Source organism: Micromonospora coriariae (assembly GCF_900091455.1).
Lineage (GTDB): Bacteria > Actinomycetota > Actinomycetes > Mycobacteriales > Micromonosporaceae > Micromonospora > Micromonospora coriariae.
In genome coordinates this window covers 1,141,268-1,167,479 of sequence record NZ_LT607412.1, presented here as the reverse complement: position 1 = coordinate 1,167,479, position 26,212 = coordinate 1,141,268, and the positions used below count along the sequence as shown (strand labels likewise).

Annotated in this window: 22 protein-coding genes and 1 pseudogene; 18 read left to right on the top strand and 5 right to left on the bottom strand. The window is 73.5% G+C overall.

The genetic code is table 11. The features are described from left to right. Window positions 1-43: 43 nt before the first annotated feature. Window positions 44-1,291 (top strand): hypothetical protein, encoded by a 1,248-nt coding sequence (locus tag GA0070607_RS05405; protein WP_089017180.1) that lies wholly within the window; start codon window positions 44-46, stop codon window positions 1,289-1,291. 6 nt (window positions 1,292-1,297) lie between these two features. Here GA0070607_RS05405 and GA0070607_RS05400 read toward each other — a convergent pair whose 3' ends face one another. Further along, window positions 1,298-1,558, bottom strand: a complete 261-nt coding sequence (locus GA0070607_RS05400) for a CPCC family cysteine-rich protein (RefSeq protein ID WP_074317977.1) — start codon at window positions 1,556-1,558, stop codon at window positions 1,298-1,300. A 25-nt stretch (window positions 1,559-1,583) separates the two neighbouring features. Next, a pseudogene (locus GA0070607_RS05395) lies at window positions 1,584-1,896 on the bottom strand (SAM hydroxide adenosyltransferase). A gap of 147 nt (window positions 1,897-2,043) precedes the next feature. Here GA0070607_RS05395 and GA0070607_RS32255 point away from each other — a divergent pair. Next, complete coding sequence (locus GA0070607_RS32255) at window positions 2,044-2,613, top strand: hypothetical protein (RefSeq protein ID WP_157743089.1); 570 nt, start codon at window positions 2,044-2,046, stop codon at window positions 2,611-2,613. Between the two features lie 181 nt (window positions 2,614-2,794). Here GA0070607_RS32255 and GA0070607_RS05385 read toward each other — a convergent pair whose 3' ends face one another. Then, window positions 2,795-7,363, bottom strand: a complete 4,569-nt coding sequence (locus GA0070607_RS05385) for an ATP-dependent helicase (protein ID WP_089017178.1) — start codon at window positions 7,361-7,363, stop codon at window positions 2,795-2,797. 178 nt (window positions 7,364-7,541) lie between these two features. Between GA0070607_RS05385 and GA0070607_RS05380 the strand changes: the two genes are divergently transcribed. From GA0070607_RS05380 to GA0070607_RS05335, 10 genes are all read left to right on the top strand, one after another. After that, on the top strand, window positions 7,542-7,928 hold the full coding sequence (locus tag GA0070607_RS05380; protein ID WP_089017177.1) for a hypothetical protein: 387 nt from the start codon (window positions 7,542-7,544) through the stop codon (window positions 7,926-7,928). A gap of 137 nt (window positions 7,929-8,065) precedes the next feature. Next, on the top strand, window positions 8,066-10,900 hold the full coding sequence (locus GA0070607_RS05375) for a Na+/H+ antiporter subunit A (protein WP_089017176.1): 2,835 nt from the start codon (window positions 8,066-8,068) through the stop codon (window positions 10,898-10,900). Continuing rightward, window positions 10,897-11,376 carry a Na(+)/H(+) antiporter subunit C gene (locus GA0070607_RS05370; RefSeq protein WP_089017175.1) on the top strand — a complete coding sequence of 160 codons (480 nt, stop codon included), beginning with the start codon at window positions 10,897-10,899 and terminating at the stop codon, window positions 11,374-11,376. Before GA0070607_RS05375 ends, GA0070607_RS05370 begins: the two co-directional genes overlap by 4 nt. A 22-nt stretch (window positions 11,377-11,398) precedes the next feature. Then, window positions 11,399-12,904, top strand: coding sequence for a Na+/H+ antiporter subunit D (locus GA0070607_RS05365; protein ID WP_089017174.1), 1,506 nt, complete (start codon window positions 11,399-11,401; stop codon window positions 12,902-12,904). After that, entirely contained in the window at window positions 12,901-13,515 is a 615-nt protein-coding gene (locus GA0070607_RS05360) for a Na+/H+ antiporter subunit E (RefSeq protein WP_089017173.1), read from the top strand. The genes GA0070607_RS05365 and GA0070607_RS05360 overlap by 4 nt, the downstream gene beginning before the upstream one ends. Beyond that, on the top strand, window positions 13,512-13,775 hold the full coding sequence (locus GA0070607_RS05355; RefSeq protein WP_089017172.1) for a monovalent cation/H+ antiporter complex subunit F: 264 nt from the start codon (window positions 13,512-13,514) through the stop codon (window positions 13,773-13,775). Before GA0070607_RS05360 ends, GA0070607_RS05355 begins: the two co-directional genes overlap by 4 nt. Then, complete coding sequence (mnhG, locus tag GA0070607_RS05350) at window positions 13,772-14,134, top strand: monovalent cation/H(+) antiporter subunit G (protein ID WP_172898991.1); 363 nt, start codon at window positions 13,772-13,774, stop codon at window positions 14,132-14,134. The genes GA0070607_RS05355 and mnhG overlap by 4 nt, the downstream gene beginning before the upstream one ends. A 183-nt stretch (window positions 14,135-14,317) precedes the next feature. Continuing rightward, a complete protein-coding gene (locus GA0070607_RS05345; RefSeq protein WP_089017171.1) occupies window positions 14,318-15,673 on the top strand; it encodes a hemolysin family protein in 1,356 nt (451 codons plus the stop codon). Then, window positions 15,670-16,734 (top strand): hemolysin family protein, encoded by a 1,065-nt coding sequence (locus tag GA0070607_RS05340; protein ID WP_089017170.1) that lies wholly within the window; start codon window positions 15,670-15,672, stop codon window positions 16,732-16,734. Before GA0070607_RS05345 ends, GA0070607_RS05340 begins: the two co-directional genes overlap by 4 nt. An 83-nt stretch (window positions 16,735-16,817) precedes the next feature. After that, a complete protein-coding gene (locus tag GA0070607_RS05335) occupies window positions 16,818-17,747 on the top strand; it encodes a sporulation protein (protein ID WP_089017169.1) in 930 nt (309 codons plus the stop codon). Window positions 17,748-17,820: 73 nt separating this feature from the next. Here the strand turns inward: GA0070607_RS05335 and leuE are convergent, their stop codons facing one another. After that, window positions 17,821-18,489, bottom strand: a complete 669-nt coding sequence (leuE, locus tag GA0070607_RS05330) for a leucine efflux protein LeuE (RefSeq protein ID WP_089017168.1) — start codon at window positions 18,487-18,489, stop codon at window positions 17,821-17,823. Then, window positions 18,489-19,730: a bifunctional pyridoxamine 5'-phosphate oxidase family protein/GNAT family N-acetyltransferase gene (locus GA0070607_RS05325; protein ID WP_089017167.1), complete on the bottom strand. Its 1,242-nt coding sequence runs from the start codon at window positions 19,728-19,730 to the stop codon at window positions 18,489-18,491. The genes leuE and GA0070607_RS05325 overlap by 1 nt, the downstream gene beginning before the upstream one ends. A 34-nt stretch (window positions 19,731-19,764) precedes the next feature. Between GA0070607_RS05325 and GA0070607_RS05320 the strand changes: the two genes are divergently transcribed. From GA0070607_RS05320 to GA0070607_RS05295, 6 genes are all read left to right on the top strand, one after another. Continuing rightward, window positions 19,765-21,105, top strand: a complete 1,341-nt coding sequence (locus GA0070607_RS05320) for an aminotransferase class I/II-fold pyridoxal phosphate-dependent enzyme (protein ID WP_089017166.1) — start codon at window positions 19,765-19,767, stop codon at window positions 21,103-21,105. 311 nt (window positions 21,106-21,416) lie between these two features. After that, window positions 21,417-22,121, top strand: coding sequence for a UdgX family uracil-DNA binding protein (locus GA0070607_RS05315; RefSeq protein WP_089017165.1), 705 nt, complete (start codon window positions 21,417-21,419; stop codon window positions 22,119-22,121). Between the two features lie 109 nt (window positions 22,122-22,230). Beyond that, on the top strand, window positions 22,231-23,610 hold the full coding sequence (locus tag GA0070607_RS05310; RefSeq protein WP_089017164.1) for an MFS transporter: 1,380 nt from the start codon (window positions 22,231-22,233) through the stop codon (window positions 23,608-23,610). Between the two features lie 4 nt (window positions 23,611-23,614). Then, window positions 23,615-23,815 (top strand): DUF3046 domain-containing protein, encoded by a 201-nt coding sequence (locus GA0070607_RS05305; protein WP_089017163.1) that lies wholly within the window; start codon window positions 23,615-23,617, stop codon window positions 23,813-23,815. A gap of 184 nt (window positions 23,816-23,999) precedes the next feature. Next, window positions 24,000-25,046, top strand: a complete 1,047-nt coding sequence (recA, locus tag GA0070607_RS05300; protein ID WP_089017162.1) for a recombinase RecA — start codon at window positions 24,000-24,002, stop codon at window positions 25,044-25,046. A gap of 14 nt (window positions 25,047-25,060) precedes the next feature. Next, window positions 25,061-25,759: a regulatory protein RecX gene (locus tag GA0070607_RS05295; protein ID WP_089017161.1), complete on the top strand. Its 699-nt coding sequence runs from the start codon at window positions 25,061-25,063 to the stop codon at window positions 25,757-25,759. The last annotated feature ends 453 nt before the right edge of the window (window positions 25,760-26,212 follow it).

Here is a 26,212-nt window from a genome sequence, read left to right as displayed (position 1 = left end):
TCTCCTGACATGCGAGGGTCAGGAAGTTCTGAGGAGAATGCCCATGACTCGACCTCGATGTCGCACTCGCTACATCCTCGTCACCACCCTGGCCCTCGCGCTCACCGCCGCGCTCGTGCCCGCCACCAGCCCCGTCCCGGCCACGCCCGCGGTCGGCCACCCCCTGACCCTCACCGCCGCCCCGGGCGGCGAACGGTGGAACGCCGACCTGTCCGTCGTCGACCGGGACGACGTCAACGTCCGGCGCAGCGCCGCCGGGCTGCGGCTGCGGGAGGCCCGGGCAGCCGGACGCAGCCACAGCGCGGTCGCCGAGGGAATGCTGCTGACCGCCCCACGCGCCCTCACCCGGCCGGCCACCCGGGTCCGCGCCGAGATCACCGCCTCGGTCCCCGCCGGTGCCACAGTGGAGGCGCAGGTCCGGGGATGGCGGGCCAGCGGCTGGACGGAGTGGCGGGCCGCCACCACCGGCGCGGTCTTCGACCGGCCGGTCAGCCGGGTGCAGACCCGGGTGGTGCTCACCGCGCCGGCCGGCGGCGCCACCGCGACGGTACGCGGCGTCCAGCTCACCGCCGACGCGGCCGCCGCCGTCTCCGCCGCCACCCCCGGCCGCACCTACCGGGTGTACGCCACCCGGATCGGGCTGGTCGGCGAGCTGACCGCCAACGGCCGTACGGTGCAGCCGCGGGACCACTTCGCGGCACTGCCGTCGCGTCGCGGGCTCTCCCCGCTCAACAGCGGCGACTACACCGTGCGGGTCTGCACCACCACCGGCTCCCGGTGCGAGTACGCCCCGGTCTGGGACGTCGGGCCGTGGAACACCCGCGACGACTACTGGAACCCGTCGGCCGTGCGGGAGAACTGGAAGAACCTGCCGCAGGGCCGGCCCGAGGCGCAGGCCGCGTACCAGTCCGGCTACAACGGCGGGCGGGACCAGTTCGGGCGTACGGTGCTCAACCCGGCCGGCATCGACCTGGCCGACGGGACCTTCTGGGACGGCTTGCGGCTGACCACCAACGCCTGGGTGGACGTGGCCTACCTGTGGACCGGTGGCGGGCCGCGCGGTGTGGTCGGCGACGGGCCGCTCAACATCCGCACCGGGGCCAGCACGTCGTACCCGACCCGTGGCCTCGCCGCCCGGTTCGCCAACGTGCCGATCCAGTGCTACGTCACCGGGCAGTCGGTGGCCGGCCCCTACCGCACCACGACCCGGTGGAACCGCCTGGCCACCGGGCAGTACGTCAGCCACGCGTACATCTCGGCGGTGTACGGCGGCTCCGTGCCGGTCTGCTGACCGGGCTCAGCCCCGCCGGGCGCCGTCCGGGCGCTCGTCGGGGCGGGCCAGGCGCACCATGTCCTGGTAGCGCGGGTGGCTGGCGCCGTAGACGGCGTAGTTGAGTCGGGCGTGCGAGAGGCTCAGGTCGCCGTTGGGGCCACCCCGGACCGCGTCGGCATCGGCGTCGGACTGACCGTCGTCGGTCCAGAAGCAGACCGGGCAGGTCCCGCCGCCGGTCCGGGAGGCGCAGCAGGGACAGGCCACGGGAACTACGTGTTCACCCACCGGGGAAGCATTCCACAGTCGAATATCAGCCGGCGACCCGCAGGAGGTCACCGGCGGCCACCCCGAGCAGGTCCACCGCCCGCCCGCCGTTGACCGCCACCGCGACCAGACCGGCGGAGTCTACGTACACCACCAGGCCACCGGCCCGGGCGTCGCCGAAGGTCCGCCCCTTCACCGCCGACCGGCCCGGCGCCGACGCCGGCGGGCCCACCCGGACCGTCTGGGGGAGTGGAACGAGCAGGTCGGCCGGAGCGGGCGATCACCCCGTGGCAGGCGGCCACGAAGCCGTCGACGAGACCGTAGTCGGTGGTCAGCGAGATCCAGGGCGTGGCGGACATGCCGGCAGGCTGACCGTCGCCGCCGTCTGCCCGGCCGGGTTGGCGCGTGCGCGCGTCGCTCGGTCGAGCGGAGGCTGGCGGATATGGGACACGGCACTGGCCGACCGGCCACTCCCGCCGCTGGGCGGTGTTGGGCAGACTGCCCTGGTGATACATCGGAGCCTGCCCGCCGTCGCGGTACTCGTCGTCGCTGTCGCCCTCACCGCCGGTTGCGGCAGTGACGACACCGGTCAGCCGGACGCGGCCTCGTCCGTCTCGGCTCCGGCGGCCACCGGTCCTTCGAGCGGGGCGACGCCGTCGACAGCCCCGTCCGGCGCCAGCGGTGCCGCCTCCGCGCCCGCCGTCGCCCCGCAGGGGCCGACCGAGCGCCGACCGGCCAGCCCGCCGCCGGTGGTGCTGCCCAAGCGGTCGGCCGGGGCCCCCGGCGCGAAGCAGGTCGTGGCCGCGTTCAAGGCCGCCGGCCTGAAGGTGCCGCACCCCAAGGACCGCTCGGTCGACTGTGGGCCGGACGGGCTCGGCCTGGGTTGCTCGGAGCTGATCGCCACCGACGCCGTCACGGTGTACGTGTTCCCCGACGAGACCAGCGCCAGTGACATCGCGGAGACCTGGAGCGGACAGTCGTACCGGAGCGGCACTGTGGTGCTCAACTACCTCGAGGCGAAGACCCCGGCCGCGGACCGCACGCGCTACGAGAAGGTCCTCGCCAACCTCGGCTGAGCGCCGAGCCCGTGGTCCCGGCGGTCGGGGGCATATGTGTCCTGTGAGCGTGATACCTGTGAGTCATATTTATGACTCACAGGTATCACGCTCACAAGCGTGGGACCCGCCGGGCGTTGGCCGTCCTTCAGGTGGGGTGGGTTCGGCAGTGGGCGACGGCGCCGTCAGCCGGGAGGGCGGGTCAGCCGCGTAGGCGTAGGCCGCGCGGGGTGGCCCGGAAGCCGGCGGCGGTCAGCGCGTCGCGCAGCGGCGAGGAGTGCACCGCCTCACCGTCGGCCCGCTCCACCGACATCGCGCCCAACGCTCCGGAGTGGACGGCGTCGGCGAGTGCCTTGCCGGCCGCGGCGAGTGTGTCGGTGTCGTCGGTGAAGGAGAGCAGTGTCCGGCCGCCGCGCTCCACGTAGAGCACCAGGTCACCGGCGACCTGCACCACCAGCGCACCCGCCTTGCGGCCGGCGCGGTGCCCGGTCGCCGGGGCGGCGCCGTCGCCGGAGTCGATCACCCGGTCCGGCCAGGGCAGCGCCGCGCCGTACGGGTTGGCCGGGTCGGTGGCGGCGAGCACCGTCGCCGGCCCGCCCCGGGCCCGGGCTCCGTCGGCCGGCTCGGCCAGCGCACGCAACCGGTCGACCGCGCCGGGCACCGCGAACTGGGCCGCGCCCAGCCCTTCCACGAAATAGCCCCGGCGGGCCGCGCCGCGCTCCTCCAGCGCCGACAGCACCGGGTAGACCGCGGAGAAACCGCCGACCACCTGCTCGGCCATTACCGCGCCGCGGGTGACCACGCCGTGTCGCTCGAGCAGCACGTCGGCCAGAGCGGCGGCGCGGCGGGTCGGGTCGAGGTCCCGCTCCGGCAGCCGCGACCAGCGACCGGCGACGGTCGGTGGACCACCCCGGGTGGGCAGCGCCACCCGGCCGGGCCGCCGGTAGCGGGTACGCGGCGCGGACGGCCGGGAGCGGTGCGCCCCACCGGCTCCGAGCACCGCGCGCAGCGGGGCGAGGGTGTCGTTGGTGAGGTGACCGGCCCAGACCAGGTCCCAGATCGCCGCGGTCAGCGCGGCGTCGTCGGTCGAGCCGACCCGGTCGGCCAGCGGCCGGAAGAACAGCGCCTGCCCGTCGCCGAGCGCGTCGAGCACCGCCTCGTGCAGCGGGGTCCGGGTCAGCGCCTCGTCGGGCGGGGCGAGCAGCAGCGGCGCGGTGTCCGCGTACGCCAGGGTGACCCAGCCGTCGCCGCCGGAGATCGCCCCCGACCCGGCCCAGACCACCTCCCCGCTGGCGCACAGCTCGTCGAGCTGGGCGGGGGAGTAGTCGGCGACCCGGCCGGGCAGCACCAGCCGCTCCAGCGCGGACGCCGGCACCGCGGCGCCCTGCAACTGCTCCACCGTGGCGGCGAGCGCCTCCACCCCCCGGGCCGACGAGCCGACCTGCTGCCAGCGGGGCAGGAACGTGGCCAGCGCCCGGGGCGGCACCGGCTCGATCTCCCGGCGTAGCGCCGCGAGGGAGCGGCGGCGCAGCAGCCGCAGCACCTCGGCGTCACACCACTGGGCGCCGGCCGAATCGGGGGTGAACTCCCCGGACACCACCCGACCGGTGGCGCCGAGCCGACGCAGCGTCTGCTCGACCACGAACACGCCGAGCCCGAAGCGGGCCGCGCAACTCGCCGCGGCGAACGGCCCGTGGGTGCGCGCGTAGCGGGCCACCAGGTCACCGAGCGGATCGGCCACCGGGGCGAGGTACGCCTCGGCCACCCCGACCGGCAGCGCCACGCCGAGCGCGTCGCGCAGCCGGGCGGCGTCCTCGACGCCCACCCAGCGCTGTTCGCCGGCGATCCGGACCCGCAGCACCCGGCGGGCGGCCTCCAGCTCGGTCAGCCAGCTCTCCGGTACGCCCCGCTCGGTGAGCTCGGCGTCGCTCAGGTCGCCGAGCACCCGCAGCAGCTCGACCACGTCCTCCGCGTCGCGCGGGCGGCGCTGCTCGGTCAGCCAGCGCAGCTGCCGCTCGGTCTCGGCGAGGACCGTAGGGTCGAGCAGTTCGCGCAGGTCGACCCGGCCGAGCAGCTCACCGAGGAGCGTGGAGTCCAGCGCGAGCGCGGCGGCGCGCCGCTCGGCGAGCGGGGCGTCGCCCTCGTAGAGGAACGCCCCGACGTAGCCGAAGAGCAGCGACCTGGCGAACGGGGACGGCGCGCTGGTCTCCACCTCGACCAGCCGCACCTTACGGGCGGCCAGGTCGCGCATCAGCCCGGCCAGCGCCGGCTGGTCGAAGACATCCTGGAGGCACTCGCGGGCGGCCTCCAGGGTGACCGGGAAGTCGGCGTACTCGCGGGCCACGTCGAGCAGCTGCGCGGCACGTTGCCGTTGCTGCCAGAGCGGCTGACGGCGGCGCGGGTCGCGACGGGGCAGCAGCAGCGACCGGGCGGCGCACTCCCGGAACCGGGCGGCGAAGAGCGCGGAGGTGCCCACCGACTCCTCCACCAACTGGGCGATCTCGTCGGGCTCGAAGACCACCACGTCGGCGCCGGGTGGCTCGTCGGCCGTGTCCGGCAGCCGCACCACGATGCCGTCGTCGGAGGGCATCACCTGGGCGTCCACCCCGTACCGCTCGGCCAGTCGGCGGCCCACCGCGAGGGCCCACGGCCCGTTGACCCGGGCACCGAGGACGCTGTGCACGGCGAGCCGCCAGTCGCCCAGCTCGTCGCGGAACCGCTCGACCACGATCGTCCGGTCGTCCGGCAGCGAACGGGTGGCCTCGCGCTGCTCGCGCAGGTACGCCATCAGGTTGGCGGCGGCCCAGTCGTCCAGACCGCCGGCGCGCAACGTGGCCAGCGCCGCCTCGTCGCTCTGCCGCAACAGGGTGCGTACCCGGGCGCCGATGGCCCGGCCCAGCTCCACCGGCCGGCCCAGCTGGTCGCCCTTCCAGAACGGCATCCGGGCCGCCTGCCCCGGGGCCGGCGAGACCAGCACCCGGTCGGGGGTGATCTCCTCGATGCGCCACGAGGAGGAGCCGAGCAGGAAGACGTCGCCGACCCGCGACTCGTAGACCATCTCCTCGTCCAGCTCGCCGACCCGCGCGGCCCGCTCGGCGCCGGCCAGGAAGACGCCGAACAGGCCCCGGTCGGGGATGGTGCCGCCGCTGGTCACCGCGAGCCGCTGCGCGCCGGGGCGGCCGGTGAGAACATCGGTCTCCCGGTCCCAGACGAGCCGGGGGCGCAGCTCGGCGAAGGCGGTGGACGGGTAGCGGCCGGAGAGCATGTCCAGCACGGCGTGCAGTGCGGAATCGGGCAGCTCGGCGAAGGGCGCGGCCCGACGGACCAGCACGGCCAGATCACCGACCCGCCACGGCTCCAGGGCCACCATCGCGACGATCTGCTGGGCCAGCACGTCCAGCGGGTTGCGCGGGTAGTGCAGCTCCTCGATCGCGCCGTCGGTCATCCGTTCGGCGACCACCGCGCAGGAGAGCAGGTCGCCGCGGTGCTTCGGAAAGACCACCCCGCGGGAGACCGCGCCGACCTGGTGCCCGGCCCGGCCGACCCGTTGCAGGCCGGCGGCCACACTCGGCGGCGCCTCGATCTGCACCACCAGGTCGACCGCGCCCATGTCGATGCCCAGCTCCAGGCTGGAGGTGGCCACCACCGCCGGAAGCTGGCCCGACTTGAGCGCCTCCTCGATGTGCTTGCGCTCCTCCCGGGAGACGCTGCCGTGGTGCGCCCGGGCGATCACCGCCGTCGCGCCGGTGGCCGCGCCGGACTGGGCCATCACCTCCGCCGGGGGCCGGTTGCGGGCCGGACCGGCCGCGCCGTCCGCCACGCCCTCGGCGGCCAGCTCGTTGAGCCGCGCGCAGAGCCGCTCGGCGCTGCGTCGGGAGTTGGTGAAGACGATGGTCGAGCGGTGCTCGCCGATCAGGGAGAAGACCCGCTCCTCGACGGCGGGCCAGATCGAGGCTCGGCGTGGCCCGGGACCGCCGAGGTCGTCCTCCGGCGGCTGTTCCTGCTCGTCCAGGCGGGTCATGTCCTCCACCGGCACCTGCACGCTGACCTCGATGGTCTTCGCGGTGGCCGGCTGCACGACGTCGACCGGGCGGGCGCCGCCGAGGAACCGGGCGCAGGCGTCGATCGGCCGGACGGTGGCGGAGAGGCCGATCCGTTGCGCCGGCGCGGGCAACAGCTCGTCGAGGCGTTCCAGCGAGAGGGCGAGGTGGGCGCCGCGCTTGCTGCCGGCCACCGCGTGCACCTCGTCGACGATCACCGTCTGGACGCCTCGAAGTGAATCCCGGGCGGCGGAGGTGAGCAGCAGGAACAGCGACTCGGGCGTGGTGATGAGGATGTCCGGTGGGGTGCGGGCGAAGGCTCGTCGCTCGTCGGCCGGGGTGTCGCCGGTGCGCATGCCGACGGTGATGTCGGGCGGGGCGACGCCGAGCCGGGTCGCCGCCTGCCGGATGCCGGCCAGCGGGGCGCGCAGGTTGCGCTCGACGTCCACGGCGAGCGCCTTGAGTGGGCTGACATAGAGCACCCGGCAGCGCTGCCGGGCCTCCGCCGGGGCGGGCTCGCGGGCCAGCCGGTCGAGGGACCACAGGAAGGCCGCGAGCGTCTTGCCGGAGCCGGTGGGCGCCACCACGAGGGCGTTGCGGCCGGCGGCGACCGATCGCCAGGCGCCGGTCTGTGCGGCGGTGGGGGCGGCGAAGGCGGCGTCGAACCAGGCACGGGTGGCCGGGCCGAACCCGGCCAGCACCCCGGCCGTGTCTGCGTCTGCGCCGGTCACCGGTCCATCGTGCCCCGCCGGTACGACAACCACGAGCGCCCGACCGTGAAATGTGTCCGAGTCAAAGCCATAAGCACCGGATGCGTGCTTAATGCGTTAAGTCTCACTTAACTGCTTGCTTGTGAGGAGCAACATAAAGTAACTTCACTCGCAACGCGAACCGGGGTGGGGGGATCGGATGGCCGGCGAGCAGCGGAATGTCGAACCCGGCACGGACGTGCTGATCCGCAAGGTTGACAGCCACCTCGCCACGCTCCGTGGCGGCCTGCACGGGCCGGAGCTGGAGCTCGCCGAACGCCTCGCCCGCTGCCTGCGTGAGCTGGTCATCTCCACCGCGCAGGCCAGCGCCGCAGACCGGGGCCAGGTCCGCGCCGCCGTCCACTACTTCGTGCTGCGCCGGGAGAGCCGCGGCCGGCTGCTCTCGGTGCGGTCGCTGGCCGCCGCGGAGCGGGTGGTCGACAAGGTCGCCCGCCAGCTCGGCCGCGTCGACCTGCTCGCCGAGCTGCGCCGCGACCGCCCCGCCCCCGACGACGCACTGCCCGTCGGGGACGCCCTGCTGCGCTGATGCCAGCGGCAGCAGCGCGGACGCACCGCAGCGCGGGCGAATTCCGGCAAAACGGCCCGAGCGGCGACGAACTGGCGTCTGATCGCTGCTAGGCGCCACCGCTGTACGGGCGTCGGCCACCACGACCGGGAGCGCGGGTGCTGGTACTTCTCATCCTCCATCTCGTGGCGGCCCTCGTCGCGCCGCTGTTCGTCAGATGGTGGGGTCCGCGTGCGTGCTACCCGCTGGCGCTGGCGCCGGCCGCCGCGTTCGGCTGGGCGGTGGCCCGCACCCCGGCCGTCAGCCACGGCGGGGCGGTGGTCGAGACGTACCCGTGGATCCGACAGTTGGGCCTGGACATCGCGCTGCGGCTCACCACGCTGTCCTGGCTGATGACCCTGCTGATCGGCGGCGTCGGCGCGCTGGTGCTGATCTACAGCGCCCGGTACTTCGCCACCGGCTCGATCGGACTGGCGCAGTTCGCCGCGGTCCTGGTCGCCTTCGCCGGAGCGATGCTGGTCCTGGTCTTCTCCGACAACCTGCTGCTGCTCTACGTCGGCTGGGAGCTGACCACGGTCTTCTCGTACCTGCTGATCGGGCACAGCACCGAACGGCGGTCCAGCCGTTGGGCGGCGGCGCAGGCGCTGACGGTCACCACGCTGGGCGGGTTGGCCATGCTGGTCGGGTTCATCCTGCTCGGCGAGCACGCGGGCAGCTACCGCTGGTCGGAGATCGCCGCACAGCCGCTGCCCGGCGGCGGTTACCTGGTCACCGCCGTGCTGCTGATTCTGACCGGCGCGCTGTCCAAGTCGGCGTTGCTGCCGTTCAGCTCCTGGCTGCCGGTCGCGATGGCGGCACCCACGCCGGTCAGCGCGTACCTGCACGCGGCCGCCATGGTCAAGGCCGGCGTCTACCTGGTCGGACTGCTCGCCCCGGCGCTGGCGACGGTCGGCCCCTGGCGGCCCGTGGTGCAGGTCGCCGGCCTGGCCACCATGCTGGTCGGCGGCTGGGCGGCGCTGCGGCAGACCGACCTGAAGCTGCTGCTGGCGTACGGGACGGTCAGCCAGCTCGGCCTGCTGGTCGCGGTGACCGGGTCCGGCACGCCGGACGCCGCGCTGGCCGGTACGGCGATGCTGTTGACGCACGCGCTGTTCAAGGCGGCGCTGTTTCTGGTCGTCGGCGTCATCGACCACGGCGCCGGCACCCGCGACCTGCGCGAGCTGTCCGGGCTGCGGCACTGGTCCCGACCGCTGTTCGTGGTCACGGTGCTGGCCGCGGCGTCGATGGCCGGTGTACCGCCGCTGGTCGGCTTCGTGGCGAAGGAGGCGGTGTTCGCGGCGTTCACCGACATGCCGGTGCTCCTCGTCGGTCTGGTCGCCGGGACGGTGCTCACCGTCGCGTACAGCGCCCGCTTCGTCTGGGGCGCGTTCGCCGACCGGCCCGGTGTGGAGCCGGTCCAGGTGGGCCCGATCGCCGGGTCGCTGCTGGTCCCACCGGCGGTGCTGGCCGGCGTCGGGTTGCTCGCCGGACCGGCAGCCGGCCTGCTGGACGGCCTGCTGCGCCCGTACGCCGACCTGTCCGGCGACGTCCACACGCACCTCGCGCTGTGGTCCGGACCGACCCCGGCGCTGGGCCTGTCCGCGCTGGCGCTCGCCGGCGGCGGCCTGCTCTTCGCTCTGCGCGGGCCGCTCGCTCCGGTGCTGGCCCGGCTCCGCTGGCCGGTCAGCGGCAGACAGGGTTACGAGTGGATCGTGGGCCGGTTCGACCGGATGGCCATCGAGGTCACCGGTGCGACCCAGCGCGGCTCCCTGCCGCAGTACCTGGGCGTCATCCTGGTCGTCCTGGTGCTGCTGCCCGGCGGTGCGATGCTCGCCGTCGGCCCGTGGCATGCCCGGATCCCGCTCTGGGACACCCCGCTGCAACCGGTGGTCGTGCTCGTGATCGGGGTGGCCGCGGTGCTGGCGGTCCGCGCCCGCCGCCGGCTGACCGCGATGCTGCTGGTGGGGATTACCGGCTACGGCAGCGCCATGCTGTTCGTCCTGCACGGCGCGCCCGACCTCGCGCTCACGCAGTTCCTGGTGGAGACCGCGACCATCGCCGTCTTCGTGCTGGTGCTACGCCGCCTGCCGAATCGTTTCTCGGTCCGTCCGTTGCGCCGCAGCCGGTGGGTCCGTCGGGCGATCGGGGTGACGGTGGGCGTGGTGGCAGCCGGGCTGGCTCTGGTCGCCGCCGGCGCCCGTCGGGCGCCGGACATCTCCGTCGTCTTTCCGGATCTGGCGGTGGCGCAGGGGTACGGCCGCAACGTGGTCAACGTGACACTGGTCGACATCCGGGCCTGGGACACCATGGGTGAGCTGGCGGTGCTGGTGGTGGCGGCGACCGGGGTCGCCAGTCTGATCTTCGAGCGGTCCCGCACCGGGCCCCGGCCGCGCCGGCCGGAGTCGGCGCGGCCGGCGAACCAGACCGACCGGCCGGTGTGGCTGCGTGGCGGGCCCACGCTGTACGAGGAACGCCGGTCCATCGTGCTGGAGGTGGTCATCCGGCTGATCTTCCACACCGTGGTGCTGTTCTCCCTGTTCCTGCTCTTCTCCGGGCACAACGCGCCGGGCGGCGGCTTCGCCGGCGGGCTGGTCGCGGGGCTCGCCCTGGTGGTCCGCTATCTGGCCGGCGGCCGGTACGAGCTGGCCGAGGCGGCGCCGGTCGGCGCCGGCACGGTCCTCGGCGCCGGCCTGGCCCTGTCGGTGGGCACCGGCGTGGTGGCGCTGCTGGCCGGCGGCTCGGTGCTGGAGAGCGCCAAGGTCGACCGGTCCCTGCCGCTGGTCGGCGACGCACACCTGGTCACCTCGCTCTTCTTCGACGTCGGCGTGTACCTGATCGTGATCGGGCTGGTGCTGGACATCCTGCGCAGCCTCGGTGCCGAGGTGGACCGGCACATCGAGGCGACCGGAACCGCCACCGGCGGGCTCACCGTCGACAAGGGGGGCAGGCCATGACCACCAGTGGCGCCGGTCCCGTGCTGGTGCTGGTGCTCGCCGTCGGGGTGCTGGTCGGTTGCGGGGTGATCCTGCTGCTGGAGCGCAGCCTGACCCGGATCCTGCTCGGCGTGATCCTGATCGGCAACGGGGTCAACCTGCTGATCCTGCTGGGCGGTCGGTCCGGTGGGGCACCGATCGTCGGCACCGGCCCGGTGGACCGGATGAGCGACCCGCTGGCGCAGGCCATGGTGCTGACCTCCATCGTGATCACCTTCGGGTTGACCGCGTTCCTGCTCGCCGTGGCGTACCGGAGCTGGTTCCTCACCGGAGACGATGAGGTGCCTGACGACCTGGAGGACCGGCAGATCATCAGCCAGGCCGAGCGCAACGAGGTGGGCACCGCCGACCGCGGTGGGGAGGGCCCGAACGGCGACCCGGAGCAGGTTGACCCCGAGCCCGCCCGGCGCCGGCTGCGGCGCGGGGACGAGGCGTGATGGCCGGGCCGCGGGGGACGCGATGAGCCGGCTGCTGCCCCTGCCGGTGGTGATGCCGCTGCTTGGCGCGGCGCTGACCCTGCTGCTGGCCGCCCGGCCCCGGCTCCAACGAGCGGTCAGCGTGCTCTGCCTCAGCGGCACCCTCGTCGTGGCGCTGCTGCTGCTGGTGCAGGCGTACCGGTACGGGCCGGTGGTGATGGCGGTCGGCGGCTGGCCGGCGCCGGTCGGCATCGTCCTGGTCGCCGACCAGCTCGCCGCGCTGATGCTGGTGGTCTCCTCGTCGGTCATCCTCTGCGTGCTGCTGTACTCGATCGGCCAGGGCCGCAGCGAGACCGGCGAGACCGCGCCGGTGGTCATCTTCCACCCGACGTACCTGGTGCTCACCGCCGGCATCACAAACGCGTTCCTCGCCGGTGACCTGTTCAACCTCTTCGTCGGCTTCGAGATCCTGCTGGCCGCCAGCTTCGTGCTGATCACCCTGGGCGGCACCGAGATCCGCATCCGCACCGGGTCGACGTACGTGGTGGTCAGCATCCTCTCCTCGATGATCTTCCTGGCCGGGGTGGGGCTGGTGTACGCGGCCACCGGCACACTCAACCTGGCCCAACTCGCCCAGCGCCTCGACGACCTGCCGGCCGGCGTCCGACTGACCCTGGAACTGATGCTGCTGCTCGCGTTCGGCATCAAGGCGGCGGTCTTCCCGCTCTCGGCCTGGCTGCCGGACAGCTACCCCACGGCGCCGGCTCCGGTCACCGCGGTCTTCGCGGGGCTGCTGACCAAGGTGGGCGTCTACGCGATCATCCGCACCGAGACGCTGCTCTTTCCAGGTGGGCAGGCCGACGAACTGCTCATGGTCGTCGCCGGGCTGACCATGGTGGTCGGCATCCTCGGCGCGGTGGCCCAGTCGGACATGAAGCGGCTCTTCTCGTTCACCCTGGTCAGCCACATCGGTTACATGATCTTCGGGGTGGCGTTGAGCACCGTCGCCGGGCTCTCCGGCGCGATCTTCTACGTGGTGCACCACATCACCATCCAGACCACGCTGTTCCTGGTCGCCGGGCTGGTCGAGGAGCGGGCCGGCAGCACCGACCTGCGCCGCCTCGGCGGGTTGGCCCGGATGGCGCCGCTGCTCGGCGTGCTGTTCTTCGTCCCGGCGATGAACCTCGCCGGCGTACCGCCGTTCTCCGGCTTCCTGGGCAAGCTCGGCCTGCTCCAGGCCGGGGTGGCGGCCGGCGGGCCGCTGCCTGCGGTGCTCGTCGGGGCCGGCACGCTGACCAGCCTGCTCACCCTCTACGTGGCCTCCCGGGTGTGGAACATCGCCTTCTGGCGGTCGCCCCGGTTGGCCACCTCCGAGCCGGCCGTCCGGCTGCCCAGGCTGATGGTCGGGGCCACCGTGGCCCTTGTCGCGTTCGGGTTGGCGCTGACCGTGCTGGCCGGCCCGCTCTTCGAGGTCACCGTCGACGCGGCAACCGACCTGCGCTCGCGCACCCCGTACGTGCGGGCCGTGCTGCCGGGCGGCGTGCCGTGACCGCCCCGCGCGGGACGGTCCCGGGCGGCGCCGACGAGCCGGCCGCGCCGGGGCGGCGCCGGCTCGGACGCTGGCGGGACCAGGCACTGGCGTTCGGCTGGCTGGTGGCGGTCTGGTGCCTGCTCTGGGGCGAGGTCAACTGGGCGAACCTGGCCGGCGGCCTGCTGGTCGGCGGCGCGGTGCTGCTGTTCTTCCCACTGCCGGCGGTCACCTTCGCCGGCCGGCTGCGCCCTCGCGCGCTGCTGGTGTTCGCGTTCCGGTTCGGCACCGAGCTGGTCGGCGCGAGCCTGCACGTGGCCCGGATCGCGGTGCAGCCCGGCTACCGACCACGCGGGGCGATCATCGCGGTGCGGCTGCGGGTACCCACCGACCTGAACCTGGCGCTCACCGCGGAGGCGGTCTCGCTGGTGCCCGGCACGTTGATCCTCGAGGTGGACCGGGACTCCGGAACGCTCTACCTGCACGTGCTGGACACCCACGGGCCGGCCGAGCTGACCCTCGCCCGGGAGCGCACCCTCGCCGTCGAGCGGCGGATCGTCCGGTCGGTCGGCTCCGCCGCCGAACTGCGCCGCGTCGAGACCGATGTTGTCGAGAAGGGAACCCTGCCGTGATCACGTTCCTGGCCGTCGTCCTCACCACACTGCTCTCGGTGACCGCGCTGCTCGCGCTGACCCGGCTCTACCGGGGCCCGTCGCTGCTGGACCGGGTGATCGCCGCGGACATGCTGCTCGCCACCATGGTCGCCGCGGTGGGCGCCGAAGCGGCGGTCAACCGGCACGCCTCCACGCTGCCCATCCTGGTCGTGCTCTCCCTGCTCGGCTTCATCGGCTCAGTGTCGCTGGTCCGCTTCGCAGTCCGGGAGCAGGCATGATCGGGACGATCGCGGACTGGCTCGGCGCCGGTTGTCTGGTGGCCGGCGCCTTGCTCGGCCTGGCCGCCGGGATCGGCGTGCTGCGTTTTCCGGACGCCCTGTCGCGGATGCACGCGGCCACCAAACCGCAGGTGCTCGGGGTGCTCCTGCTGCTGCTCGGCATCATGCTGCGGCTGCGGTCCCGGACGGATTTCGGCATGATCCTGCTGGTGGCCGTCTTCCAGCTGGCCACCGCGCCCGTCGCGGCACAGATGATCGGCCGGGCCGCGTACCGGGCCGGCCGGTTCGACAGGGACCTGCTCGACGCGGACGAGTTGGCCGAGCGCGGATCGGGCGGCGGGCCGGCGGGCCCGGGGTGATGTCCCGAGCCGCCGCTCAGGAATCGGACGATCGGCGCCTTCGGCCCACCCTCAGCGGAGTCCCAGCCAGCGCCGATAAAATGGGGGCATGATCGACTCTTCTGCCCAGGAGGGCAGCAGTAGCCAGCCGGGTCGTGCCCGGCATATTCCCGTTCCGACGACCCCGGGAGCCCTGAGCGACCCGTGTTGATCGTCGTCGGTCTCCTTCTGATCATCGTGCTCACCGCCGCCACCGGCTACTTCGTGGCGCAGGAGTTCGGCTATGTCGCCGTCGACCGGGGCAAGCTCCGCCAGCTCGCCGACGACGGTGACGCTGCCGCCGCCCGGGCCCTGACCGTCACCAGCCGGCTCTCCTTCATGCTCTCCGGCGCGCAGCTCGGCATCACCGTCACCGCCCTGCTGGTCGGGTACGTCGCCGAGCCGTACCTCGGCGGCGGCCTCGCCGACCTGCTCGGCCTCGCCGGCGTCGGCGATGCGGTCAGCCTGCCGCTGTCGGTGGCGCTGGCGCTGGTCATCGCCACAGTGGTCCAGATGGTCCTCGGTGAGCTGGCCCCGAAGAATCTGGCCATCGCCCGGGCCGAGCCGCTGGCCCGGGCGCTGAGCCGGTCCACCCTGGCGTACCTCACCGTCGCCGGGCCGGTGATCCGGCTCTTCGACCGGGCGTCGGTGCGGCTGCTCCGTCGGGTCGGCATCGAGCCGATCGAGGAGCTGCCCAGCGGCGCCACCCCGGCCGACCTGGAACAGATCATCGCCGAGTCCCGTGAGGAGGGCAGCCTGGACGTCGAGATGTCCACGCTGCTCGACCGGGGGCTGGATTTCCGCGAGCTGACCGCCGGCGAGGCCATGGTGCCCCGGGTCGACGTGCACACCGTACGGGCGCACGAACCGGTGAGCCGGGTGGTCGAGCTGCTGGACACCGGCCACTCCCGGTTCCCGGTGCGCGGCGCGGAGGGCGTCGACGACCTGCTCGGCATCGTCGGCATCGCCGACGTGCTCGGCGTACCGCCGGGGGAGCGGGCCACCACCCCGGTGAGCGCGGTGGCCGGGCCGCCGCTGCTGGTGCCGGAGACGTTGCCGTTGCCCACGGTGCTCGACCGGCTGCGGTCCGGGCACCGGCAGATGGCCTGCGTGGTCGACGAGTACGGCGGCTTCGCCGGAGTGATCACGTTGGAGGACATCGCCGAGGAGCTGGTCGGCCCGATCCGGGACGAGGACGACCCGCCGGAGCGGGCACCCGCCCGGCAGGACGACGGGTCCTGGGTGGTGCCGGCCCGCTGGCGGATCGACGAGGTCGCCGACAGCACCGGCATCGCGCTGCCCGAGGCCCCGGAGTACGACACCCTCTCCGGGCTGGTGATGCGGGAGCTGGGGCGGGTGCCGGAGGTCGGCGACCGGCTGGAGATCAGTCTGCTGCCGGAGGGAGCCGACGCCGAGGACGGCGAGGCGGAACCGCGGGCGCTGGTCGAGGTGCTGGCCGTCGACAGGCACGTTGCCGACTCGGTGCGGTTGCAGCTGACCAGACCGGGCGTGACCGCATGAGTCCGGGGATCGCGCTGTTCAGCTCGGGGATCCTGCTGGCGCTGAACGGGTTCTTCGTGGCCGCCGAGTTCGCCCTGGTGGCCAGCAAGCGGTACCGCCTGGAACAGGCGGCGGCCAGCGGTGGCCGAGCGGCTCGGGCCGCGCTGGACGGCGTCCGCGAGTTGTCGCTGATGCTGGCCGGCGCGCAGCTCGGCATCACCCTGTGCACCCTTGGCCTCGGTGCGCTGGCTGAGCCGGCGATCGAGCACCTGCTCAGCCCGCTGCTGCACGCGGTGGGGCTGCCGGACGCGGCCAGCCACCTGATCGCCCTGATCTTCGCCCTCGGGTTGGTCACCTTCCTGCACCTGGTGGTGGGGGAGATGGCGCCGAAGTCGTGGGCGATCACCGACGCGGAGCGCTCGGCGACACTGCTCGCGCTGCCGTTCCGTGCCTTCGCCCGGGTGGCCCGGCCGGTGCTCTCCGCGCTCAACGCGCTGGCCAACGCGATCCTGCGGATGGTCGGGGTCAACCAGCAGGATCAGCTGGCCCAGGTGCACGGCCCGGACGAGCTGCGGATGCTGCTGGAGCAGTCCCGCGAGCATGGGCTGCTCGGCGCCGAGCAGCACCAGCTGCTCACCAGCATGCTGGAGTTGCAGGGCACGTCGGTGGCGCAGGTGATGGAGCCGTTCGCCACCATGGTCACCGTCCGCCGGGACGACCCGGCCGAGCGGATCGAGCAGGTCAGCCGGGACAGCGGCCGGTCCCGGTTGGCGGTGCTGGACGCGGCGGGCGACGTCTGCGGCCTGGTGCACGTGCGGGAGGCGGTGCGGGTGGTCACCACAGGTCGCGTCGCCACCGCCGGTGAGTTGATGACATCCGCGTTCACGCTGCCCGCGACGTCCTCGGTCACCGAGGCGGTGGCCGCGATGCGGGCGCGGCAGTCCCAGCTCGCGCTGGTGCGCAACGGCGGTGGCCCGGCCCGGCCGATCGGTTTCGTCGCTCTGGAGGACCTGCTGGAGGAGGTCATCGGCGAGTTCGACGACGAGACCGACACGGTGCCGCGCGGCCGGCGGTTGCGATGAACCGGCGGGCTTGAGGTGACCTCGACCGGGTAGGCGCGGCTGGTGCGGACCAGCAGGGTCCCTTCCCGAGAAGGGGGCGCGCGGTGCGGCTGACCGGGGTGTCCCGGGAGTCCGGCTGGACCGGGCTGTCCGTGCGGACCACACTTTCCAACCCGAGTACGCGTCCGGGCCTGCGCCTGCCGGGGCGAGTGACGCTGGCGGCCGGGCCGGACGACGTACTGGTGCGGCACATCCGGCTCGGCCTGGTCACCACGGTCGAGCCGGATGATCCGGCCGCCGCCCGGCGCCTGGTGCAGTTCTTTCAGCTGCCGATCGCCGGCCGGTTCGTCGTACCGGCTGGCCGGCGGCGGGCGGTCGACTTCGCACTGCCGCTGCCGTGGGAGACCCCGGTGACCATCTTCGGCGGGGTGCCGTTGCTGAGCCTGCGGATGGGGCTGCGTACCGAGGTCTCCGTCGACCCGGAGCTGGATCAGGGGGCCATGGTGCCGGTCTTCGTGCACCCGATCCCCACTCAGCAGCACGTGCTGGCGGCCCTGGAGACGTTGGGTTTCATGATCCGTCAGGCCGGGCTGCAGGAGGGTGGGCTGCCGGGGGTGGAGCACACCCTGCCGCTGCACCAGCGGTGGGGCTACTGGGTGGCGCCGCTCTACGCCGGCCCGGTCACCGAGCTGGAGGTGATCTTCGTGACCAACTCGGCGGGCCTGGAGGTGATCTTCTGGATGGACCGCCGGCTGGCGTTGGCCGGAATCACCCACCAGAGCATCAGCCGGTTCCGGATCTGGCACGCGGGCGCCGACCGGCGGGACTGGATCGCCACGGTGGACGGCTGGCTGCGCCAGGCGATCAACCGGCACGCCATGGCGGCGGCACACGCCGACTGGTCCGCGCAGCTCAACGAGTCCGCCCACGTCAGCCGCCACCCCGACGAGCCGGTCCATCCCGGCTACGGCCTCGGCGGCACCGCCGGCGCCGCCGGAGTCGGTGGGGGCGGTGGCGGCGGTGACGGCACCTGACGTGGCCTGTGCCCCTCAACGCTGTTAACAGGGGCCCCCTCCTCTACCGCAGGCGTTAACAGGGGGCCCCTCCTTACACCGAGGCGGTGGCCAGTTTGAGGCTGAAGGCGAGAAAGAGCGCGGCGACGGCGGTGGTGCCGCCGGCGGCGAGCCTGCGGCGCTGGCGGAACTGCGTGGCCAGGAAGGTGCCCGCGAAGATCAGTGCGGTCAGGTAGATCGCGCTGGTCACCTGGGCGATCAGTCCGAGGAGCAGGAACGACAGCGCCGGCCAGGCGTAGCCGGGGTCGACGAACTGGATGAAGAACGAGATGAAGAACAGGATCGCCTTCGGGTTCAGCAGGCTGATCACCAGCGCCTTGCGGAACGGGCTGCGCATCGCCGCCGGCTCCGCGGCGTCGATGAGCCGCGGCGTGCTCGGGTCGTTGCGGTCGCGCCAGCGCCGCCAGGCGCCGCGCAGCATGGTCACCCCGACATAACCGAGGTACGCGGCACCGGCGTACTTGATCACCAGGAACAGCGGTGGGTACGCCTTGAGCACCGACGCCACCCCGGCGGCGGACAGGAACATCAGCACCCCGTCGCCGACGAACACCCCGCCCGCCGCCCGGTAACCGGCCGCCACTCCCCGCTTGGCGGCGGTGGAGAGCACGAAGAGTGAGTTCGGCCCGGGCAGCAGGATGATGGCCACGGTGCCCAGCACGTACGTCCAGATGTCGGTGATCCCCAGCACGCCCGCCATCATCACGCCACGGGTGCCGTCCGGTGAAGCCTTTCCCGCAGCCTGACCTGTGCGTTCGGCCACTCGTCGACGGTCATCGCGTACTGCACGGTGTCCCGCCAGGAGCCGTCCGGACGCTGCCGGTGCATCCGCAGCACGCCCTCCCGGGTGGCGCCGAGCCGCTCGATGGCCGCCTGTGAGCGTTCGTTGCGGATGTCGGTGTGCCAGGCCACCCGCACCGCGCCCAGCTCGTCGAAGGCCCGGCTGAGCAGCAGCAGCTTGGCCTCGGTGTTGATCCCGGTACGCCACCACGCCCGGCCGAGAAAGGTGTGCCCGATCGCCACCGACCGCCGCTCCGGGTCGATGTCGTAGTAGGAGGTGGTGCCGACCACCGCCCCGGTCGCCGCGCAGCGCTGCACCCAGGCCACCCGCTCGCCGCGGTGCTGGGCGGCGAGCGCGGCGGCGATCACCTCGGCGGTCCCGGCCGGCGTGGTCGGCAGCGTGACGCCGAGGTGCCGCCAGACCTCCGCGTCGGCGGTGGCGGTGTGCAGCTCGTCGGCGTGTGCCAGGTCCAGCGGCTCCAGCCGGACGTGCTCGCCGGCCATCGGAGCGGGGTCGTGCCAGGGCGTGCGGGCCGCCCGCAGGTACGCCGGCAGCGGCGCGGCGACCCCGGCGGCGGATTCCGGCAGCCCGGCGGTGAGCCGCAGCGGCAGCACGCCGGCCCAGTGCGGCAGGTGCAGGTCGTCCTCGTCCTCGCGCACCCCACCGGTGCGGGACCGGACCGACACCTCGTGCAGTGGCAGCGCCAGCACGGCGGTCTCGGCCAGCTCCCGCCGGTTGGGCGGGCGGCTGTCCGCGCTGCGTCCCGCGCCCACCTTCTCCACCAGGGCGGTGAGCATGGCGCTCTTCTCCCGCTCGTCGGTGACCAGCCGGGCGGTGCCCAGCGCGACCACCGAGCGGTAGTTGGCGCTGTGGTGGAACTGGGAACGGGCGTAGACCAGCCCGTCGAGCAGGGTCACCGTGACGCAGACCGGCAGTCCGTCGCCGCGGGCGGCGAGCAGTGGCCGGCTGCCGGTTGAGCCGTGCAGGTAGAGCGTGTCGCCGATGCGTACGTGCAGGGTGGGCAGCACCCGCGGCTGGCCGTCGACGGTGAACCCGAGCGCGCAGTGGTACGCCTCGTCGAGCACGGCGTGCGCGGCGGCCCGGTCGTAGCTCATCCGGTCCCGGGAACGGCTCGGGATGGTACGGGCGGTGGGTGGGTACATGCTCGCCCCTTTGTTCTAGTACAATCTCTTATTTGTGTCAGCACGCTATCAGTTCGCCGGGGCGACGGCCGTCGCGATTTCGGCCAGCATCGAGTCGGGCATCCGTACGGGGGGCCTGCCGCCCGGTGCCGCCCTGCCGCCGGTCCGGGTGCTCGCCGCCGAGCTGGGCGTCAGCCCGGCCACTGTCGCCCGCGCCTACCAGGAGCTGCGCCAGCGCGGCCTGCTCGCCACCGCCGGTCGGCACGGCACCCGGGTCCGTCCCCGCCCGCCGGTGGCCGCCAGGCGCTCGGCGCTGCGTCCGGCGCCGTTGCCCGGGGCCCGTGACCTGTCCCGGGGTGAGCCCGATCCCCGACTGTTGCCCGCCCTCGGCCCGCACCTGGCGGCGCTCGCCACGGAAACCGGCCCGCCGGTCGGCTACTCCGACGCCGGCGTGCTGCCCGAGCTGGCCGCGGCGGCCCGCGCCCGGCTGAGCGCCGACGGTGTGCCGGCCGGGGAGCTCACGCTCACCGGTGGCGCGCTGGACGGCATCGAGCGGCTGCTCGGCGCCCACCTGCGGCCCGGCGACGCGGTCGCGGTGGAGGATCCCGGCTGGGCCAACCTGCTCGACCTGGTCGCCGCGCTGGGGCTGCGCCCGATCGGCGTACCGCTGGACGACGAAGGGCCGCTGGTGGCCGGGGTGGCGGCAGCCTTGGCCGCCGGCGCGCGGGCGCTGGTCGTCACCAGCCGGGCGCAGAACCCGACCGGCGCGGCCGTCTCCGCCACCCGGGCCGAGGCGCTCCGGGCGTTGCTCGCCGGCCGGCGCGACCTGCTGCTGATCGAGGACGACCACGCCGCCGAGCTGGCCCGCGTACCGCTGCACCCGCTGGCCGGCGCGACCGCGAGCTGGGCCTTCCTCCGCTCGGTGAGCAAACCCTTCGGCCCGGACCTGCGGCTGGCCGTGCTGACCGGCGACGAGACCACGGTGGCCCGGGTGACCGGCCGGACGCGGGTCGGCGCCGGCTGGGTCTCCACAGTGCTCCAGCGGCTGGTGCTCGCGCTGTGGGGCGATCCGGCGGTCGGCGAGGTGGTAGAGCGGGCGGCGGAGAGTTACGAGCGGCGGCGCGAGGGGTTGCTGGCCGCGCTGGCGGAGCACGGCCTGGCCGCGCACGGCCGCAGCGGCATCAACGTCTGGCTGCCGGTGGCGGACGAGACCAGCGCGGTCACCGCACTGCGCGACGCCGGCTGGTCGGTGGCGCCCGGAGCCCTCTACCGGATCGCCGCCCCGCCCGCCCTGCGCATCACCGTCAGCCCTCTCACCATTTCGGACCTGGTCCCGCTGGCCGCCGCCCTGGCTCGCGCCGCTCATCCCACCCCACCACCGGGCTTCTCCACCTGACGCATCGGAGTTGGCCCGCCAGGCCCGGCCCCGGTTACCTGGGGCAGAAAGGGCACTATCGAGACGATTCGCAACGGTTGGGGTGGGTATGCGGGCCGCCGGAGGTGGATGACATGGCTTCAGGTGGCTCGCGCAAGGGGCTCTGGATCGCGGTGGCGGTGGTGGTCATCATCATCATCATCGTGCTGATCGCGATCGCGTCCGGTGGTGATGGCGGCGGCAACGGATACTGACGCGGCGCGGCCGAGGGTGCCGGCGCCCAGGCACGGCGTACCCGGCGTCGGGCGGCGAACGGGTATATAACAGTCGGCATGGCCGAGCAGACCGGAAGCGCCCCGGGCGCCCAGCGGTTCATCCCGCCGGACGCGGACACCATCGACGAACTGCGCGCCGCCTCGGGTGGCTGTCAGGGGTGCGAGCTGTACCGGGACGCCACGCAGACGGTCTTCGGCCGGGGCGACGAGAGCGCCCGGGTGGTCCTGGTCGGCGAACAACCCGGCGACATGGAGGACCAGAAGGGACTGCCCTTCGTCGGTCCCGCCGGGCGGCTGCTGCGCAAGGCCGTCGACGACGCCGGGCTCGACCCCGCGCAGATCTATCTGACCAACGCGGTGAAGCACTTCCGCTTCGAACTGCGCGGCAAGCGCCGTATCCACCAGACCCCCGACCGGGTGCACATCACCGCCTGCCGGCCCTGGCTGGTCGCCGAGTTCGCCCGGCTCGACCCGGAGATCGTCGTGGTGCTGGGCGCCACCGCCGCGAAGGCGCTGCTCGGCCCGACGTTCCGGGTGACGAAGCAGCGCGGGGAGCTGCTGCCCTGGCCGGCGTCGGCCCAGCATCCGGAGGACTTCACAGAGGTGCCGGTGGACAGCGCCGGCACGGTGACCGACGCGCCCGAGGCCCGCCTGCTCGCCACCATCCACCCGTCCGCGGTGCTGCGCGCCGACGATCAGGACAAGGCGTACGAGGGCCTGGTCGCCGACCTCACCGTCGCCGCCCGCGCCCTGTCCGGCTGACACCGGCGACGCCGGAGGGACGAGCACCGGCTCGCCCGGTGGCGAAACCCACTGCCGCCGGTCAGCACGGGTGCGCGAGGATGGGTTACCCCCGTCCTGAGGAGCGCCGATGGCCACCGACCTGACCGCGCCACGTACCGTCCGGCCCGACGTCGCGCCGATCCAGCGGCGTACCCTGCGGCTGCTCTTCACCACCCAGATCATCGGCGGCATCGGCGTGACCATCGGCATCGCCGTCGGTGCGCTGCTCGCCGCCCGGATCGCCGGCACCGCGGTGGCCGGGCTGGCGCAGAGCGCCGGTGTGGTGGGCGCGGCGTTGCTCGCCGTCCCGGTCACCCGGATCATGGCGCGGCACGGCCGGCGGCCGGGCCTGGTGGTGGCGTACGTGGTGGGTGCCGTCGGCGGCGTACTGGTGGTGGTGGCCGCCGCCACCCGCTGGGTGCCGCTGCTCTTCCTCGGCATGCTGCTGTTCGGCGGAGGCACCGCCGCGAACCTCCAGGCCCGCTACACGGCGGTGGATCTCGCCGAGCCGGCCCGTCGGGGCCGGCAGCTCTCCCTGATCGTGTGGGCCACCACCATCGGCGCGGTGGCCGCGCCGAACTTCGCCGCGCTGGCCGACCGGGTCACCACCGGCTGGGGCCTGCCGCCGCTGGCCGGCCCGTTCGCGTTCAGCGCGGTCGCGTTCGTGCTGGCTGGCGGCGTACTCCTCACGTTGCTCCGGCCCGACCCGCTGCTCACCGCGCGCCGTCTCGCGGCCGCTGACGCGCCGCCGGCCACCGACGTGCCGGCGGCTGTCGTGGCGGCCGGGGCGGACGACGTCCCGGTCGGTGGCGGTGCGACGCCGGCCGCCGCGCCGATCAAGGTGCGCGCGCCGCGCGGCGCCGGAATGCGGGTGGCCTGGTCGGTGGTACGCGGGCGGCCCGCCGCCCGGCTCGGCATCGCGGCGGTGGCGGTCGGCCACCTGGTGATGGTGGCGGTGATGTCGATGACCCCGGTCCGGCTCGGTGAGTCGCACGCCGACGCCGACGTGCTGCGGCTGGTCGGCATCGTGCTGAGCCTGCACATCGCCGGCATGTACGCGTTCTCCCCGCTGGTCGGCTGGCTCACCGACCGGCTCGGCCGGCGGGTGGTGATCCTCGGCGGGGTGGGGCTGCTGCTGGCCGCCTGCGCGGTCGCCGGCACCGCCGGGCACCACACGCCCCGGCTCTCGGTGGGGCTGGTCCTGCTCGGGCTGGGTTGGTCCGGGACGATGGTGGCCGGCTCGACGTTGCTCTCCGAGTCGGTGTCGGCCGGCGTGCGGCCGAGCGTCCAGGGGTTGTCCGACCTGACCATGGGGCTGGCCGGGGCGGGGGCCGCCATGGCCAGCGGGTTTGTCATGCAGGTGGCCGGTTATCCGGTGCTCACCCTGCTCGCGGCGGTCGCGACGGTGCCCCTGGTGGCGCTAGCGTTGCGCCCGGTGCCGACCGGGGCACCGGACGAGGAGGGCTGATCACGTGCGGCTGACCGACTTCTGGGCGCGGCTGGAGGAGGCGTTCGGCCCCGGCTACGCGGCCAGCATCGCCCGGGACCAGGTGTTGTCCGAGCTCGATGGACGCACCATCGAGCAGGCGCTGGCGTCGGGGGAGCAGACGCACGTGGTGTGGCGGGCGGTCTGCGCCGCGTACCCCGACCGAGTGCCCGCGCGACTACGCTGAGCAGCCTTTTCGGGGCTTCCGCGTGTCGCTCGTCGAGTCGTACACCTGTTCGGCTATTGTCCACAGCGGGGTGCTCGTCCACAGCTCGCGGCCCGTCGGCTGGTTTTCTGTCGGACCCAGCGCCTAGCGTGTCCGCGTGACGCGAAGCTCAGCAAAGACGCCGGCGAAGGCAGGGGTGGCAACCATGGCAGCAGGGCCTGACCGGGAGAAGGCACTCGACCTTGCTCTCGCTCAGATTGACAAGCAGTTCGGCAAGGGCTCGGTGATGCGGCTGGGGGAGCGGCCCGTCATCCAGACCGCCGTGATCCCGACCGGCTCCATCGCGCTCGACGTGGCGCTCGGCGTGGGTGGCCTGCCCCGTGGCCGGGTGGTCGAGATCTACGGCCCCGAGTCCAGCGGTAAGACCACTGTGGCGCTGCACGCGGTGGCCAGTGCCCAGCGGGCTGGCGGCATCGCTGCCTTCATCGACGCTGAGCACGCGCTCGACCCGGATTACGCGAAGGCCCTCGGGGTCGACACCGACGCGATGCTGGTCTCTCAGCCGGACACCGGCGAGCAGGCGCTGGAGATCGCCGACATGCTGATCCGGTCCGGTGCGATCGACATCATCGTGATCGACTCGGTGGCGGCCCTGGTGCCGCGTGCCGAGATCGAGGGCGAGATGGGCGACAGCCACGTGGGCCTCCAGGCCCGGCTGATGAGCCAGGCGCTGCGGAAGATCACCGGTGTGCTCAGCAACACCGGCACCACCGCGATCTTCATCAACCAGCTCCGGGAAAAGATCGGCGTGATGTTCGGCAGCCCCGAGACCACCACCGGTGGTCGGGCGCTGAAGTTCTACGCGTCGGTCCGGCTCGACGTGCGCCGCATCGAGAGCCTCAAGGACGGCACCGACGTGGTCGGTAACCGCACCCGGGTCAAGGTCGTGAAGAACAAGGTCGCGGCGCCGTTCAAGCAGGCCGAGTTCGACATCATGTACGGCAAGGGCATCTCGCGCGAGGGCTCGCTGATCGACGTCGGCGTGGAGCAGGCGATCATCCGCAAGTCCGGCGCCTGGTACACGTACGACGGCGACCAGCTCGGCCAGGGCAAGGAGAAGGCCCGGGAGTTCCTGAAGGAAAACCCGGACGTGGCGGCCGAGATCGAGAAGAAGATCCTGGAGAAGCTCGGCGTCGGGGTCGGCGCGAGTGACGCCGCCGGTGGCCCGGAGCTGCCGCCGGTCGACTTCTGACCGGTCGCTGACCCGTGGCAGGACGACGCGCTCGTACGGGGCGGGGCTGGGATGCTAGTCCGCCCCGTACGGGCGACGCCAGCGATCCGCCCCGCCCCCGTCGGGGTCGCCGTGGCCGGTCCGAGGAGGCCGACGCGGCCGAATCCGCGTCACCACCTCGCGACGAGTCGGAGGTGGCCCGCGAGATCTGCCTGCGCCAGCTCGCCGTCCGGCCACGCACCCGGTCCGAGCTGGCCGGGGCGCTGGCCAAGCGGGGCATCTCCGAGCAGGTCTCGGCCGAGGTGCTCGACCGGTACGACGAGGTCGGCATCATCGACGACGCCGCGTTCGCCAGGGCCTGGGTCTCCAGTCGGCATTCCGGGCGGGGTCTGGCCCGGCGGGCGCTCGCCAACGAGCTGCGCCAGAAGGGCGTGGACGGCGAGGTGGCCACCGAGGCGCTGGGCGAGCTGGACGAGGAGACCGAGGCGGAGACCGCCCGTGCCCTGGTGGAGCGAAAGCTGCGCACCGCCCGTGGTGAGCCCGACGCGGTCTTCCGGCGGCTGGTGGGCATGCTGGCCCGCAAGGGCTACCCACCCGGCGTGGCGATCCGGGCGGTGAAGGACGCGCTCGCCGCGCAGAGCGCCGAGGCGGCCGAGTTCGCCGAGCAGATCGATGCCGACGCGCTCGCCGACGCCGAGGGCGAGTTGGAGCGGGACAACCACCCGGGCGGGTGAGTGCCCCGGTGCGTGCCGGGGCCGACCCGCGCGCCCTCGGCGATGTCCGCAATTCGACGGATGGGTCACACCCCGGAGCCGGCCCGGACGGTCCAGTGTCGCCCAGTGGGCGCTTGGCCGGGGTTGAGCAGGGCTGACATGCTCCCCAAGGGAGCCCGCTCGCGGAGTTTGTCCGCTCGTGTCCGGCCCGACATCAGCACGCGGTGATGCCGCGGCTTCTCTCCGTTCGGGGGGTTTGATCATGAGTTCTTGACCAGACCGCCTCCGGAGACCTAGCCTCGCCATACAGGCTCACATTGCCCGACCAAGCGCAGGCTAAGCGCACAACATAGATCGCGTAACAGAACAGCATCACTTTGGCCAGCGCAACCGGCCATTCATCGCAGCTCCGGGCAGGCCGGTCCGGAGCCGCGCGACAACTGCACCCGGCCGCCGACGATGCCCGCGGGCACC